This is a genomic window from Prosthecobacter algae (genome assembly GCF_039542385.1).
GTDB classification, from domain to species: domain Bacteria; phylum Verrucomicrobiota; class Verrucomicrobiia; order Verrucomicrobiales; family Verrucomicrobiaceae; genus Prosthecobacter; species Prosthecobacter algae.
Genome location: NZ_BAABIA010000016.1, coordinates 30,717 through 45,907 on the forward strand (window position 1 = coordinate 30,717; position 15,191 = coordinate 45,907).

The window sequence follows — 15,191 nt, forward strand, 5'->3', positions numbered from 1 at the left end:
CCGCTCTCGCCAGCTCTGCTGGTGTGTAGCCTTTAGGCGATCTGGTGAAGGTCCGGCAGCTCATAGAATCGCCTAAAGGCTACACACCAACAGACCGAACAACCCTACCCCCTTGCCACACTTCCTGTTAATCTTATCCATCCTGTTAATCCTGTAAAAAAGCCCAGCCCCACCGCCAAGCCTGGTTCGCCCCAAAATCACCGGACTTGGCAAGTCCCACTCCTTGCTCCCTCCCCGTCATCCCCCACCTTCCGTGTTTTCCGAATCTTCCGTGGTTGAAAATCCCCGCCCTAGCAACTCTCAAATCCGCTTCACGTCCAAGACCCGCAGCTCATAAAACTCATCCATCTGCACCGGCTTGGGCGTGTAGGTGGCCCCATTGCGGCGCAGCGTCAGCTTGTGGGTTTTGACAATGTCCGGCGGGCTGCCCAGCGTGGCCACCACATGGCCCACGGTGATCTCCACCGGGATGCGGTAGTAGCTGTCCGCGTAGTCATACTGGCCATGCGGCCCCCGGTCCCCCGGCAGGGCGCGGGCCTCGAATTTCACCGTGCTCACACGCTTGTGCCACGCCCCGGTTTCCTCATCGGGCGTCAGCTCGAAAAACTGGCTGGACTCCAGCAGGTAGCTGCGTCGCAAAATCGGAAACTGGCGCGGCATCCAGGCCGCCACATCGACCGGGTAGCTGCCAGAGCGGCTGTAGGCACGGCCGTCACTGTCCACCCCCGGCCATTCATAGTCGATGGTGGCAAAGATGGCCAGCGTCCACGGGGCCGTGCGCGGCTGGCCCGGCTCGCGGCGGTCGGGCAGCAGGGCGATGCTGCCGCCCTGCACGATGGCCCCCTGCCCGCCCTGCGGCTGCGCCTCCCCCAGGTGCTGGCGGATGCTGGACTGCGCCGTGGCGCGGAGCTGTTGGAGATGCTGCCAGGTCATGATCCGGAATCAGGGGTTTCTTTCTTTCCCACAATCGTTGTTAGGCCGCTCACCACCAGCGTCTGCCCGTTGCCCGGCGTGTAGTGCAGGCCCTCCATCGCCTCGCGGATCATCCCGCTCAGCTCCTGCCACCAGGCCTCCGCCTGCTCCCCCGGCGTCATGCGTTCCCACTGGTCCTGGGTGATCATCGTGCGCGGCGGATGGTGGGCTGCTCCCCAGGGATGATGGCCGCACCACTGGCAGGGATGATGCGGACGAAGTCAAAGGCCAGGCGCACCAGCTCCCGCGTGCGCGCCTGCACCGCCTGGAACTGGATCTCAGCCCCGTAATGGCCATCCAGCGTGGCCGTCTTTTCCTGCGCTTCAGGGTCAGGTTCATTCATGGCAAAAAGAAAGATGCAGGGTGAAACAACCTGCCTCAGAAAGGCAGCGTGGTGAAGCCGCTGATGACCCCATAGACAGGCGAAGAGACCGTGTTGAAGCTGTTGTACACCCCCACACGATAATGATACGCCGTGCCCGGCAGCAGCCCGCTCAGCACCTGCTCCACCTGCACACTGGTAAAGCCCGAGGTGGTGAATTCCGTCGTCGGCACCCGGATCCAGTCGCTCGCATTGGTGCGCTTGTACTCGAACCACGCCTTCGCCACATCATGGTTAGGCTTCACCAGGCCGCGCAGCTTCGCCACCGTGGCCGTGATGCTGTTCGCCGCCTGCGTGGTGGCCACCGGCTGCGCGATGCCGCTGCCACGCAGCGTGTAGGTGCAGGTCTTCTTCGCCCCCGGCACGTTGGAGGTGATGACGAGCTGCCCCGTGCTGTAACCGATGGCCGATGGGGTGAAGCGGATGACAAGAGATACCTTCTCCCCCGGTGCCAGGCTGATGTCCGTGGGGGAGGAGGCCAGTTGCCAGTCCAGCGCCGCCCCTGGCTTGTTGCTGCTCGTCGTCCGCACCGTCAGCGTCTGCAGCAGCAGCGGGTTTGGCCGGCTCGGGTCGTGCTTGCCCGCATTCTCCACCGTCAGCACCAGCTCGCCACTGCGGCCCGGCAGGGTGGGCAGAAACTGGATGTTACCACCCGGCGCGATCGTCGTATCCGCCTGCGTCAGCTTCAAATCCGGCGCATGCAGATCCCTGAATTCCTGCCGCACCTCCATCAGGCCCGAGCTGCCACAGCCATAGCCGCCCACCGTGCGCGCCGTCGCCCGCAGCAGGCCCGCCGTGGGCAGATCCAGCGCCGCATGCAGCCACCCGCCGGAGGTGCGCTGCGCACGCCCCAGGTAGGTCCAGGTTTGGCCCAGATTCTCACTCAGGTGCAGGGCCACATCCTGCGCCTCCGGGGCCGTGCCCCCGCGCAGCCACTGCACACGCTCACGGTCCAGCACGCTGAACTGGCTGCTGGCCGTCTTTTGATTGATCAGCCGCGCCAGCCCCTGCATCTTCCCATTCAGCATGAAGTCCCCGCCGATGTACACCTGCCCATCCGGGCTCAGGCCCACGGCGTTCACCTTCAGGTTCGTCAGCAGCGGCACAAAGGAGGTGTCCACCGTGCCATTCGGCAACAGCCGCACCAGGCGGTCGCCATTCTGGGTATAACTAAGGATGATACCACCATCGGCCTGCTGCACCAGCGTGCGGATGCCGCGCGCGGCAAAGGGCGTCCAGCCACTGTCCAGGGTCCCGTTCGCATTAAGCCGATGCAGCATCGCCCCCGTGCCTGCAATGGTATTCTCCACCGCATGCACCAGGATCTTGTCATCCGCCGTCACAGACACCAGCCCTCCTTGCGACGAGAAAGTTCCCGCCGGCAACTGCTCATTAAAGGTCGCATCCAGCACCCCTGACTCGTGCAGGCGGATCACCCGCTTGATCACCGTGCCCGTCCCGAACTCTCCCCGGACGAAATAGAACTGGCCACTGAGGATCAGCTTCCCGTCCGCCTGCAGCGCCATCCCATTCACACGCCACGCCGCCGTGGGCCGCCACGTCACATCCAGCGTCCCATCTGGCCGCAGCCGCACCGGGGCCGCAATATTCTCAGCCCCCACCTTCACCGTGAAGGCCCCGCCCAGGATCACCGCCCCATCCGCCTGCACCACCATATTCATGATCATCCCGGTGTTCGGGATCGGCGACTTAAAGCTGCTGTCCGTCTTCCCGTCCGGCAGCAGGCGCATCAGCCGGGAAGTCGTCGCACTGCCATCCCTCACCACCATCATCCTCCCATCCGGCAGCATCGCCGCCATGGATACCCGCGTCCCCAGATTCGCAGGCGCATCCACCAGCGCATCCCCATGCGTCAGCCGCGACCAAAACTTGTACGCCCGCGCATTCACCGTGGTGAATTTCCCGCCCGCCAGCACCTGCTGGCTGCCCGAGGCCAGCGCAAAGACCTCCCCATTCACCTGCGGCTGAAAGGTGAAATCCCGCGATCCCGGTCCCGGCTCAGCAAAGCCCGCCAGCCGGATTTGATAGCCGCCCTCGTCAGAGTCATTGTTAGGCAGCGTCAGCTTCGCCGTCTTGTTCCACTCGCTCCCAGGTGCAAACTGCACCGTGAACTCCACAAACTGCCGGGGCTGGATCACCGCATCATCCTCCGGCCCAAAGGGCTGCACCACCGACCACCCGCTGCCGTCCGTCGCCTCCGTGATTGCCACCAGATTCGGCGTGCCCGTCAGCTCCAGCGGCAGCAGGCCCACATTCCTCACCGTGAACTTCACCGTCGCCACCGCCCCCACCGGCACCGAGCCAAAGTCCTGCACCGTCAGCACCCCGCTGGGCAGCACCGTCTCCCCCACCATCACCTGGATCTCCGGCACAAAGTTAAAGGCCAGCACCTCCTCATCCACCCAGCCGCTGCGGCCATCGCCCGGAAAGGCCCGCGCCCGCACATGCCCGCTGCCGCTCAGCGTCAGGCCAGAAAGGTCCCAGTCCCCCTGCGTCCGCACCGGTGTACCCGGCAGCGCCGTCCACGTCGCCCCGGCATCCGTGCTCAGCTCAAAGGTCACCTGCGTCGCCTCCCCGCGCGCACCGCTGCGCTTCCACGTCACGCGGCTGGAATTTTGCACCTCCAGCCCGCCTGTCGCCTCCTGATTGTACAAGCGCACCAGGTGACTGTAAGCATCCCCGCGCGCCATGCTAAAGTCCCCACCGATGTAGATTGCCCCATCTGCCTGCAGCGCCCCCGCATACGCAGGCCCATCCAGGCTCGGGTCAAAGGCCGCCTCCAGCACCAGGTCCTCCTTCAGCCGCACCAGATGCTGCCGCTGCACGTCCTGGATCTCCGAGAAATCCCCGCCCACCAGCACCCGCCCATCCGTCTGCGCCAGCAGGAAATGCACCGGCCCGTCCGCATCCGCCCGCATCTCCGCCAGCCTGCCATCCTCCTCCAGGATGGCCACATGCGCACGCTCCAGCCCGCCCACCTCCGTAAAGTGGCCCCCCACGATGATCTGCCCCGTCGGCAGCACCGCCACCGCCTGCCCCGCCCCGTTCAGCCCCGTCCCTGGGTCAAAGGATTCATCAGGCGTGCCATTTGCATTCAGACGTGTGATTCGTTTATGGATCATAAAGTGTTCCAGGGTGGGTTAGAAAAAAGCTGGTTGATTGAGCAAACTTGGTTAGACAGCATCCACTGTCGTTCCGCCTCCCCCAGCCTCTTGGCCGCAGCCAGCGCAGCATCAACCGAGGGGAAAAAAGGTTTCATCTGGGCCTCGTACTCGCTTCGCAGAAAGTCCTCCCCGCCGAAAACATACGCCGCCACCGCCAGGGCACTGCCCACACGCTCCTCGCCGCTTTTATGATAGTTCCGGTATTGGGCAAAGGGCTTCACCTCATCCGGCCATTCGCCAAAGTGGTACACCACCCCCTCCGGGATCGCCCAGTTTTCATAGCCCAGCAGCCATGGCTTCATCCCCAGGTACCGCATGATTCCCCAGCCCAGCCGATGTTCCGCACAGCAGCCCAGCCCCCCGATTTTCTCATACGTCTCCCGCCGGATCATGTGCGGCATCCCCTTCCAGGTCACTCGCTGCTCCTCCTTCACCCGCTTCGCACCCGCCCACTCCCCCATGCGCGTCCGGTCGACTTGGAAATGCGTCATGCGACTGCTGGCTGACATGTGCGCCCACTGGATCGGCGCATGCAGAAATCCGATCCGCTCCCCCGAGTGACGGGCAAAAAAGTCCAACATCTTTTCCAAAGTCCCCGCACCTAACAAACAGTGCGAATCAAAGTACAGCACATACTCACCCCGGGCCTCCCGGTGCGCCCGGTCCGTCGTCACCGCAATCGATGGGCTCTCCTCCCTCAACAGCCGCACCACCCCGTCCTTGATTTGCCCCGACAGCGCAGACCGCACTGCCGCATGCACCGCCTCGTCCGAGTTGTCCACCACCAGCACCTCTCCAGGCACTCCCGCAGCCCGGAAGGCCTCCACCGATGAAATCACCGTCATCACCAGCATGGCCACCTCATTGCGAGAGGCCAGCGCGACCGTTACCAAAGGAACTTGGCTCATATTAGAAGGGGGGAGGGGTAGTCGGGGGTGAAGTCGGCGGTGGGGTAGTCGGGGGTGAAGTCGGCGGTGGCCAGGTCGTAGGTGGCCAGGTCGTAGGTGGCCAGGTCGTAGGTGGCCAGGTCGTAGGTGGCCAGGTCGTGGGTGGCCAGGTCGTGGGTGGCCAAGTCGTAGGTGGCGAGGTCGGCGGTGGCGAGGTCGGTGGTGGCGAAGTTGGTGGTGGCGAGGTCGGTGGTGGCGAAGTTGGTGGTGGCGGAGTCGGCGGCCAGGTTGTCGGCGGCCAAGTCGTTGGCGGCAGCGTGGGCGGTGGGGTCGTCGGCGATTCCTCCCCTGCAAAATCCCCCACCATCACGATCTTCCCTTCATCCGTCAGCGTCAGCGCATTCACCGGCCCGTTGTTCGCCGTGTCCTGGAAAAAGCTGCTATCCACACTGCCATCGGCCAGCAGACGGCCATAGTAGTGCTGCGTCATCCCTGCCAGCAGGGTGAAGTTTCCCCCCACCACGATCTTGCCATCCCGCTGCACCGCCAGTGCCCGCACCTCCCCGTTCGGGTCAGGCAGGAAATAATCATCATGATTCCCCGAGGCATCCACCCGCGCCAGGTGCGGGCAAACATTTCCCCCCACCGTGCCAAACTGCCCGCCTAACAAAATGTTACCATTCGCCTGCACCGCCACCGCCAGCACAGGCCCGTTCACTCCCGGATCAAAGGTGCTGTCCAGCGTCCCGTCCGGCTTCACTCTCGCCACATAATTTCGAGTCATATCTTTCACCATTGTAAAGTCTCCACCGATCACCACATCCCCATCCGCCTGCACCGCCACCGCGCGTACAAGCCCATTCACCGGCATTGGAAAGGTCGGGTCCGGCACCCCTGGCGCACGCGGCTTTTGCAGCACCCCACTCAGGCGGATCACGTACGGATTTTCATCGTCATCATTGTTCACGATCTCCAGCCGCGCCTCGCGCACATCAAACGCCCCCGGATCCTCCGCCGGATCAAACACCACCGTGAACGTGTGGCTCTGCTGCGGCCCCAGCTCCGTCACAAACGCATCCTCCTTCAGACTGAAATCATTCGCATCCGTCCCGGCAAACGTCAGCGCCAGCCCCAGCAGCGGCGCATTGCCCACATTGCGCAGTTTAAAGACACGCTCCGTGCGGTCATCACTCACCGCGCCAAAGTCCACCAGCCCCGCCGTCAGCACCACCACACCCGCAGGCTGCTCCACCTCGATTTCCGGCTTCGCCACCATCCCTTTCAGCTTCAGCAAAAAGGGGCTCCCTTCCGCGTTCGAGGTGATCCTCAGCGTCACCCGCCGCGTCGTCGCCTGCAGCGTCCCCCCTTCCGCCGCCACCGGCGCAAAGGTCACATCCAGTGTATCGCTGGCCGAAGGCGGCAGCCCCAGCGGAGCCGCCTCCACATTCCAAAAGTTCACATCCTCATCCGGCCCATCCGCCACCAGCTCCACCACCAGATTTTCCAGCGGCTTCATCCCCGCACTCAGCAGCGTCAGCGAAATGGTGTTGCTGCGTCCCGGCTCCACATTACCCAGATCCACCTCGCCCGTCCCCGAAGCCAGCGTCTCCCCCTCATGCAGCACCTGCAACTCCGGCACTGGCTCCGTCGTGCAGATGCACAGGTTGCTCTCCAGCCCGCCCCGTTGGATGCGCGCATAGTAAACCCGGCCACGCCGTACATTCGTCACCGCGAACTCGCGGTCCGCCCCGCTCCCCGCAGGAGTCACCGTCTTATTGAAAAGATCCTCATGGATGCCGCTCTTCAGCGTCGGGTCCGTCGCCACCGTCAGCGTCGTCGGCTGCGGGGCACCGCTCGCCTCGCGCGTCCACTCCAGGGTAAATCCTGTACTATTCTGCTTCGCCTGCCACAGCTCCAGCCCGCTCGTCCGGCCATTGTCACTCGGTGCCTCGACGATGTACGTCCGCGTCAGCCAGCCCCCCTGGTCCGGCGTCAAGCTCACCCGTGCGATCACCTCGCGCGGCCACCGCATCGGCACCGTGCGCGGATACTCTTGAAAGAAAATGCCATCCCAGATGCGCACCCCGCTGTGCAGGCACTCCGGCACATAAATCTGCAGCTCACTCCCGCGAAACTCGATCTCCCGCGTCTGCATCGGCGTCTCTGTCGGCAGATCTGGCGAGGCATTCCGATGACCCTCCGCCTGCTCCCGCAAAGCCTCCGCCTGCGCTGGATTCGTCGCCTCCACCGTATCCGCCAGCGCCTCCCACACAGCCGCCTGTTCCTCATACAGTGTGCTCCAGTTTGGGTCTCCGCCATCGCGGGCAAACTGCGGTTTCTTACTCGTCCACCGCTCCTTCACCAGCCAGTTGCACGGCCCGTTGAACGCATCCACCAGCCACACTGGTCGCCAGCAGTAACGGTCCGTTGGCGAATAGATGTCGCGCGGATCCGTCGGCACCGCCTGGATGTCGATGTAGTGCAGCACCCGTGGCCAGGCATAGTTGTCGCGGTACTTGTACGCCCTCTCAAACGTGCCGTTCTGCGCCAGGCCCGCCAGCCCGCTCGCCTGCACCGTCGTCCGGATCGCCCACAGATGATCCACCTGCTGCACCGTCTCATACCGGCCATCATCACCGATCACCTTCCCCAGCGTCCCCGCTGGCACCACCTCCTGCCGCACCTCCCGCATCTCCCCCGAGTCCAGGTCAAACTCATGCGTCCTCAGCGGCACCGGCGTCCCCCACTCCTGCCGTACCTTGTTCATCGCTGCCGAGGCGAGATTCTCCTCCGTCACCGCGCTCTGCACCGTGCCCGGCTCCGCCGCCGCCACCGTGCCCCGCTTCGTCTTCAAGCTCTGCGTCAGCGTCTTCAGCCAGGGCAGAAACTGCCGTGGTGGCGCCACCGACTGCTCCACCTGCTCCCCTTCCCGCATCCCCTGCTTCAGCACCGCAGGCACATCCACCGCCGCAGACTCATCCAGCCTCGCCAGGTCCACCTGCCAGCGTCGCGCAAAGGTCGCATGCGTATCGGTAGAACTGGTTAGGCGCGCCTCCACCAGCACCAGGTGCTCACACTGCGGGTGATACGTCCCCGGCGTGCATTCCGGCGGGAAACCCGGCCTCACCAGCGCCACATCCTCACTGCTGAACACCCAGCCCAGCGTGTTCTCCAGCACCGCATTCTGCCCCTTCCCCGTGTAGATCCCCAGCCGCGCCCCCAGCGCCACCGCCGTAAACATCGGCAGCCACCCGTTCACCGCCGCCGCTACCGCTGCCGCCACCTTCGCCCCCGTATCCAGCAGCCGCACATCCACCGCCAGCACCTTCACCGGCACCGTGCCCGCCGCGCCATCCGTCACCAGCCGCACCTCATAGCCACCCTCCAGTTCCAGCTTTTTGTTAGGCCCTGTCACAGACCCCGTGCAGGTCAGCACCATGCGCGCAGCCATCTCCTCCTTGGGAAACTTGCGCAGCAGGTCCGCAGGCAGCGTCACACTGTCATTGTACACGCGGTTCAAAGGTGAAACACCGTCCGCAAGCTGGATGTCAGGCCAGTCACGGTTGCCACGTCGGGGAGCATCAAAGTAAGAATCAGCCATGGAAATTAAAGTCCGGGATAAAGTCGAAAGGTTTTCTCCGTCTGCGGCCGCATCGCCTCCAGCAGCAGCTCCGCCTCCTGCGCCTGCACCGCCACCAGCGGCGGCACATCCGCATTGCGCATCACGCTCGCGCTGAAAAATCGCTGCAACACCAGCGGCAGAAATAGCGACTCCACATGCTCCGCAGGCACCGGCACCGGCGCATCATTGAACACATGGTTCGCCGTCACCCATCCCAGGCTGCACCGCGCATCATACTCCACCACCGTCTCCGCCGTCACCGCCGTCCCCAGCCTCAGTTGAAAACGTGGCAGCGACATCCCCGGCAGCATCACACTTTCCACATGGTAGGTCCCACCCACCTCCGCAGGCCCGCGCCTCAGTCGGCCAAAGTCATCGCGCACCACACCGCCGCCCTGCGCCCTCAGCGCCCGCTTCCCATTCACCGGCCTCAGCTCCGCTCCGCCCCGCAGCCGCACCGGCGGCAGCACCGCGATCACCTCCGGCCCCAGCACCACCGCATCCGCCATCACCTTCGCCTGGCCACCCGTGCTCTCCGCCAGGTGCGGATACAGCAGCGTCGCCACCTGCCCCGTCACCTCCAGGATCCGGTTCGGCAGCGCATCCCCCGGCAGCAGCACCTGGCAGCCCGCCGCCCAGGCCGGCCACGCCACGCAGTTCACCGTTCGCCCTTCTCTCACCAGACCGCTCACCGTCACCGTCGCAGGCCCATGGAACAGCGCCGCCATCGGCCTCTGCACCGCAAACTTCGGCGCCCGCACCGCCAGCCTCTGCAGCACCGCATTCACCGCCGCCAGCGCCTCCGGCAGCGGATCATCCAGATCCGGATCCGTCAAAGGAAGCTGCCGCTGCTCCTTCCTCAGGTAACGGTAAAGATGCTCCACCACATCACGCACATTCATCGCCATAAAAATCAAAGAGCCGAAATTTTCACCCGCACCCAGCCCCCGGTGCCTAGCACCGCCGGGCAATCCGGCCGCGCCAGTTCCGCACGCAGCCCCTCCTCCGTCAGGTTCAGCAAATGCGCCGCCGTCTTCAGCCTCACCGCACCACCCTTCAGCAGATCCACCAGTTCAGAAGGATGTAAAACATCATTCCCACGCGCAGTATCACCGCCTTCCTTCGCCTCCACCTCCGGCAGCTCCACCAGCACCACCATCGCAAACGCCAGCCTCCGCTGGTCCATCATCGCATTCGCCAGCCGCGCCCCGTTCCCCATCCACAGATGCCACGGCACCCGCAGCACATGCCCGTCCGCCTTCAGATCCCACCCCATCAGGTAGCTGCGCCCGTCCCGGTCACGAAACTCATACGGTTGTGTCGAGCCGATCCCCTTCGCCACCAGCACCACCACCGGCTCACCCGGGCGTAAATGCCCCGCCATCACATTCGCGGTCACCCGCATCGGCAGTTTCCTGCAAGGATCATCATTCATAAGCGCAAAGAAAAACCAAAAGGATGTCAAAAAAATAAAAGGGACCCCGGTGCGCGCACACCCTGCACACACCACGCACACCGGGGCCTTTCATTGAGGGACACACGCTCCCTCAAAACCCTGCCTAGCTTTCCAGCGAAGGCACCTCCAGGCCCGCATGCTGGCCCGCATGGCGGATCAGCGCATACCCCGTCGTCTTCCGGTCCGTCCGGATGCACGGCGTCTGACCGAAGATGGACTCATAACCGCCCCCGTGCGTGAAGCCATAGTCACGCTCCTGGTAGATCATCTTGTCATCACCCACATACGCACGCACCGCCGAATTGCGGCCCAGCATCAGCGAGGACATGTCCACCGCACCGCGCGCATTGCACGGGATCACATACGCGCCCACTTCAAACGTGTCCGTGTAGTCGAAGTCTGCCGACAGATTGGCAGCCCCGGCATCGCTGCCAGGCCCCGCCACACTGCCCCAGGCATTGCCCGTCGCATTCATCTCACCCACCACCGCCGCACCCTTGCCGGAGCCGCCCGCACCACCAGGACTCAGGATGTTCGTCACCGTGATCTGGTTGCCGTTGTTGCCCGAGCCCACGTAGCTGATGAAGCCCACCGAACCACCCGGATTCACGATCCACGCATAGTACGTCGCCGCCGTGATCTCCGCGTAAAACGGCGTCCACTCCGGATGCACCGCCTGGCCCTCCCACCACTCATACTTGTAGCCGCCGAACCACTCAAAGAACCGCGTCTGCGTGTCGTTCGCATCCGAGATCAGCTTGCAGGCACCCGCACCATCATCCACGCCAAAGCCCACCGAAAGCATCGCACGCGGTGCCAGCGGATCCGCCAGCACATCATACTCCGCATCCACCGAAATGTGCTCAAAGAGGCCGATGCCCTGCCAGTCCAGCAGACGCCCGCTGTACAGCGGGTTGTCATCACTGCGCGCCGCCGCATTCAGCAGCGCATTCTCGTAATGGCTCGACAGTCGCAGCGACGTCATCGCCGCATCCGGAATGTAAGCCATGCACGAGTACACCGGCGAGCGATGCTTGTTGTGGCCGATCTTGAACGGCATGCCGCCCAGACGCTGCCACTGCGGCTTCGCCATCGTCAGCACCGAGGGCGTCATCGTATCAGCCGCCGTCAGCGCATCAAAGCTCTTCTTGCCGTTCGGGTAGATCGTGTTGCCCTTGCCCAGCAGCTTCAGCGCCATCTTCATGTCGTTCATCCGCTTGCGGCCCAACTTCAGCTTCAGTTGGTCCATGATCGCCGACTTCACACTGCCACCGGCCGCCATGAACTTCGCCTGCTTCTTGTTCCACTCAAACGCATCGCGCCAGAAGTCCACCTTGCAGGTGTACGTCGCCCAGTTCACCGAAGACGTATTCCCCGTCAGCTCCTTCTCGCCACGCACACCCGGACCACGCGGCTGCGACATCACGGTGAAAACCACCGAGTCACCCGCATTGTAATTGTCCAGGTCCTTCTTCACCACAAACGGCTTCGCGTCCTTCTCGCCCCCCTCGAAGAAGCTAAAGTCATCCACCGACTGCGCACCCGTGCGCAACTGCTTGTTCCAGACCTTCGCCACAAGGTTTGGGTCCTGCCCCAGCGCCACAGCCAGTGACTGCACGCGAGCATCCGAATTGTAAGGTAATGTATTGTCCGGCATGATAGTAGCCCTCTGATCTCTTTCTTTGAATGATGTTTTACACTGTTTAATTACCCAAAAGACAGTCGTTCTTTAAAGACGATTTCTGTCCAGTTGGTCCAGCACGCTCTTCTGCTCCTCCGGGCTCAGCCTCTCAAATTCCGACAGGGCGGCAGATGCCGTCAATGCCGTCGAATTCGCCCCGACACCCACAGGAGAGCCCGGCATGCGCACGCCTGTGCGCGGTGCTGAAACTGCCCGGTTTCCCGGCCCTCCGGCCCAGGGATCGGCAACGCCGCCTCCCATCAGGACCTCATACTTCTGGTAAGTCCGGCTGGCGATTTTCTCAGGCCAGTCGGCAGAACTTAATATCGCATCATTACGCCTTTCTGCAAGCGCAATCTCAGCGTCTAACAAATGATTAAATTCACTTTGTGGATCTCTCAGCAGCACACCGTACTGCTCCAGCACACGTCCGCGGGAGGCATCCTCACCGGCAACAAACTCCGCCACATGCCCCTGCTGCATCTCACCCGCCTTCTGCGCCTCCCGCAGCTCCATTCGGGCCTCCGCCATTTCCGCCATCAAGGCCTCCGCCCCCTCATAATCATAGGCCTGCTTCCGCGCCTCGCACTCCTCCTGCATCTGCGCTAGGCGGAGTTCCATCGCCTCTACTCCTGTGTCTTGAAAAAATGGCTCAGGCTCCGGTGCCGACTTTGGCTCCACCTCCATCTTCGCCACCGCACCTTCCAGCTCAAACACACGCCCCAGCGCCTCCCGCAGGCTCTTCGCCTCCCCGTCGCGCAGCATCCTCGTCGCTTCGATCAGGCTCCGTTTCTCCTCCGGATTCTCAATCGCCTTCAAGCTGATCCGCCCCGGCATCCTCACCTCGCCAGACTTCTGCGCCGCCCTCACCGCCTGCTCGATCCTCGCAGCATCCCCACTCTCCAGATCCGCCACCTGCTCCTCATTCAGCAAGCCCAAGTCCACCGCCTGCATCGCCTCCTCCAGGCCACCCTGGCCTTCTCCGCCCAAAGCCGTCGCAGCCTCCTGCACCAGCTCCCCCGCATCCCCGTTCACCCCGGTTTCATCACCGCCAAAGACTGTGGTTTCATCCATGATCAAAACATCCCCGTCATTTCATTTCCGCGCAACTCAAAAAGCACCGTTTTTCTCTAAGTGCCATTTTTTCCTGATGTTTTCCACTTGCTATCGCGTCGCCTGAAAATGCATCGCATCATAACCCCAGAACGCCCCCGCGCTCACCCAACCCTCCCTTGCAAACTCCTCCATGATCTCCAGCGGCATGTCCGCCTGCACCGGCCAGGTCTCGCGGAACGAATTGTCATCCGCATCCAGGTCAATCGCCGCCCCCCAGGCATGCACCGACAGCGTCGAGCCTCCCCGCTTGTTGCGATAATTGTAGATGCCGCCGTAATCCTCCGCCTCCTCCATGATTCCCCGCTCCTCCCCATGGATATTGCCGATCCTCGTCAGGATCCGTAGCAAGCTGTCCTTCACCTTCCAGTGGCAGCGCCCCTTCGTCACCCGCTTCCCCCCGTAAAAGACCGGGTATGGAAAGGCAAAGCTCACCAGATTGCCCTCATCCCCGGGCCTGCCATAAAACGCCCTCAGGCTCGCCCCATCCGCCTTCGGCCACTCACACAGTTTCGGCATCAGCCCCCTCAAATGAGCCCGGCACGCCGCAATCGACTCCGGCCCCCAAAACCCATCCGCCGTCACACCAATCCGGTGCTGCATCTTCTTTATCTCTTCTGTTTTCATAAGATCCAATAAATGGTTAGTCCCGCCGCAATTGCCCCGGTCTTCAGCCAGGGCCACGCCCATCCCTGCGGCCCCAGCGCCGCAACCGCCCGCCCCATGGCCTCCGCCTTTCCTGGCCGCACCCCGCATTCATGCAGTCTCAGCCTAAAATGCTCATGAACATCCGCTGCCGCAGGACACATCGGCACCCCGTCCAGCCGTTCTTCCAGCCATCGCGATCCCCCACTCAGCAGGTCACACAAAAAGTCATGTTCCAGGGCTGGCAGCAAACACAGCCCGTCCGGCAGATAGTTCAAAGGCGGACCCCAAAACAGCGGCGGAATGCTCGCCTTGTCGAACTCATAGCCCCCTGGAATGCAAAACCTCCCCGCCTCCGTGCCGGCCAGATCAAAATCATAAGCCTCAGCCAGCCGCCAAAGCGGCCCCCGCACCCACGGGAAAAGCCACCTTGGCAGCAGACCAAAGCCCACCGACGCATCCCGCACCGGAATGATCACCGGCATCCGTTCCATCGCAGTCATTTGCTCAGATCACCTTGCAGTTTCGACCTCTCCGGCCCCAGCAAAATCCCGCTTCCCAGCCTCAAAGCCTCAAAGCCTCGGCATCCGTAGTCTTCAAGGTGCCTCGGGCCTCCAACACCGAAACCGCCGCCTCCGCAAGTGCCAGCCCCCGGCCACTCTCACAGGCACTCAGCCCCACCATCACACCACTCATCAAAAAGCATTTCAGAATCATAATTGAGCATTATTTCACGATGTTCATCATCCGAATCATTTTCATTTCGATCTCCGCCTCAGGCTGATGATGGTCACCACCCCCACAGCAATGCCCACCAACAGAGAAGCCACCCGCATCCCCCATTCCAGATGCTCTTGCCAGGAAGCCACCACACCGATCACCTGCGCCCCCGCCCCCAGCAGGCCTAACAATACATCATTCAAATTCGTCAAAGTCGGTTTCATAAAATCAAAAGTAAGTCCACACAATCACCAGCCCTGCCCCGCCCTTCCCTCCCGCTCCAGAGCCCGTGCCATTCGCACTCCCCCCACCGCCGCCACCGCCGCCCCCATAGTTCGCACCATCGCCACCCTTCTGCGGCGCTCCGCCCGCATTCGTCCCCCCATTGCCCCCGCCCCCGCCAAAACCCACCAACCCCACACTGCCCCCATTTACCCCCCCCCCCCCCCCCCCCCCCCCCCCCCCCACCCCCCCCCCCCCCCCCCCCCCCCCCCCCCCCCCCCCCCCCCCCCCCCCCCCCCCCCCCCC

At 63.3% G+C, this 15,191-nt stretch carries 13 protein-coding genes; all 13 read right to left on the bottom strand.

Features of this window, described 5'->3' with window-relative positions; all coding sequences use genetic code 11:
• Positions 1–300 precede the first annotated feature (300 nt).
• Positions 301–933 carry a hypothetical protein gene (locus tag ABEB25_RS23920; RefSeq protein ID WP_345738986.1) on the bottom strand — a complete coding sequence of 211 codons (633 nt, stop codon included), beginning with the start codon at positions 931–933 and terminating at the stop codon, positions 301–303.
• Complete coding sequence (locus ABEB25_RS23925) at positions 930–1,121, bottom strand: nuclear transport factor 2 family protein (RefSeq protein ID WP_345738987.1); 192 nt, start codon at positions 1,119–1,121, stop codon at positions 930–932. Before ABEB25_RS23925 ends, ABEB25_RS23920 begins: the two co-directional genes overlap by 4 nt.
• Positions 1,118–1,315 (bottom strand): hypothetical protein, encoded by a 198-nt coding sequence (locus ABEB25_RS23930; protein ID WP_345738988.1) that lies wholly within the window; start codon positions 1,313–1,315, stop codon positions 1,118–1,120. The genes ABEB25_RS23925 and ABEB25_RS23930 overlap by 4 nt, the downstream gene beginning before the upstream one ends.
• A 35-nt stretch (positions 1,316–1,350) precedes the next feature.
• The gene (locus ABEB25_RS23935; protein ID WP_345738989.1) at positions 1,351–4,497 is read right to left on the bottom strand and encodes a choice-of-anchor D domain-containing protein; all 3,147 of its coding nucleotides are present in this window, start codon (positions 4,495–4,497) and stop codon (positions 1,351–1,353) included.
• The gene (locus tag ABEB25_RS23940; protein ID WP_345738990.1) at positions 4,494–5,447 is read right to left on the bottom strand and encodes a glycosyltransferase family 2 protein; all 954 of its coding nucleotides are present in this window, start codon (positions 5,445–5,447) and stop codon (positions 4,494–4,496) included. Before ABEB25_RS23940 ends, ABEB25_RS23935 begins: the two co-directional genes overlap by 4 nt.
• A gap of 1 nt (position 5,448) precedes the next feature.
• Positions 5,449–9,027, bottom strand: a complete 3,579-nt coding sequence (locus ABEB25_RS23945) for a choice-of-anchor D domain-containing protein (protein WP_345738991.1) — start codon at positions 9,025–9,027, stop codon at positions 5,449–5,451.
• A gap of 5 nt (positions 9,028–9,032) precedes the next feature.
• Positions 9,033–9,956 carry a hypothetical protein gene (locus ABEB25_RS23950; RefSeq protein WP_345738992.1) on the bottom strand — a complete coding sequence of 308 codons (924 nt, stop codon included), beginning with the start codon at positions 9,954–9,956 and terminating at the stop codon, positions 9,033–9,035.
• A 5-nt stretch (positions 9,957–9,961) separates the two neighbouring features.
• Complete coding sequence (locus ABEB25_RS23955) at positions 9,962–10,483, bottom strand: hypothetical protein (protein WP_345738993.1); 522 nt, start codon at positions 10,481–10,483, stop codon at positions 9,962–9,964.
• Between the two features lie 124 nt (positions 10,484–10,607).
• Positions 10,608–12,161, bottom strand: coding sequence for a hypothetical protein (locus tag ABEB25_RS23960; RefSeq protein ID WP_345738994.1), 1,554 nt, complete (start codon positions 12,159–12,161; stop codon positions 10,608–10,610).
• A 72-nt stretch (positions 12,162–12,233) separates the two neighbouring features.
• Positions 12,234–13,259, bottom strand: coding sequence for a hypothetical protein (locus ABEB25_RS23965; RefSeq protein WP_345738995.1), 1,026 nt, complete (start codon positions 13,257–13,259; stop codon positions 12,234–12,236).
• A gap of 90 nt (positions 13,260–13,349) precedes the next feature.
• A complete protein-coding gene (locus tag ABEB25_RS23970; protein ID WP_345738996.1) occupies positions 13,350–13,925 on the bottom strand; it encodes a M15 family metallopeptidase in 576 nt (191 codons plus the stop codon).
• On the bottom strand, positions 13,922–14,446 hold the full coding sequence (locus ABEB25_RS23975; RefSeq protein ID WP_345738997.1) for a DUF1353 domain-containing protein: 525 nt from the start codon (positions 14,444–14,446) through the stop codon (positions 13,922–13,924). Before ABEB25_RS23975 ends, ABEB25_RS23970 begins: the two co-directional genes overlap by 4 nt.
• Before the next feature lie 255 nt (positions 14,447–14,701).
• Complete coding sequence (locus ABEB25_RS23980; RefSeq protein ID WP_345738998.1) at positions 14,702–14,887, bottom strand: hypothetical protein; 186 nt, start codon at positions 14,885–14,887, stop codon at positions 14,702–14,704.
• Between the last annotated feature and the right edge of the window lie 304 nt (positions 14,888–15,191).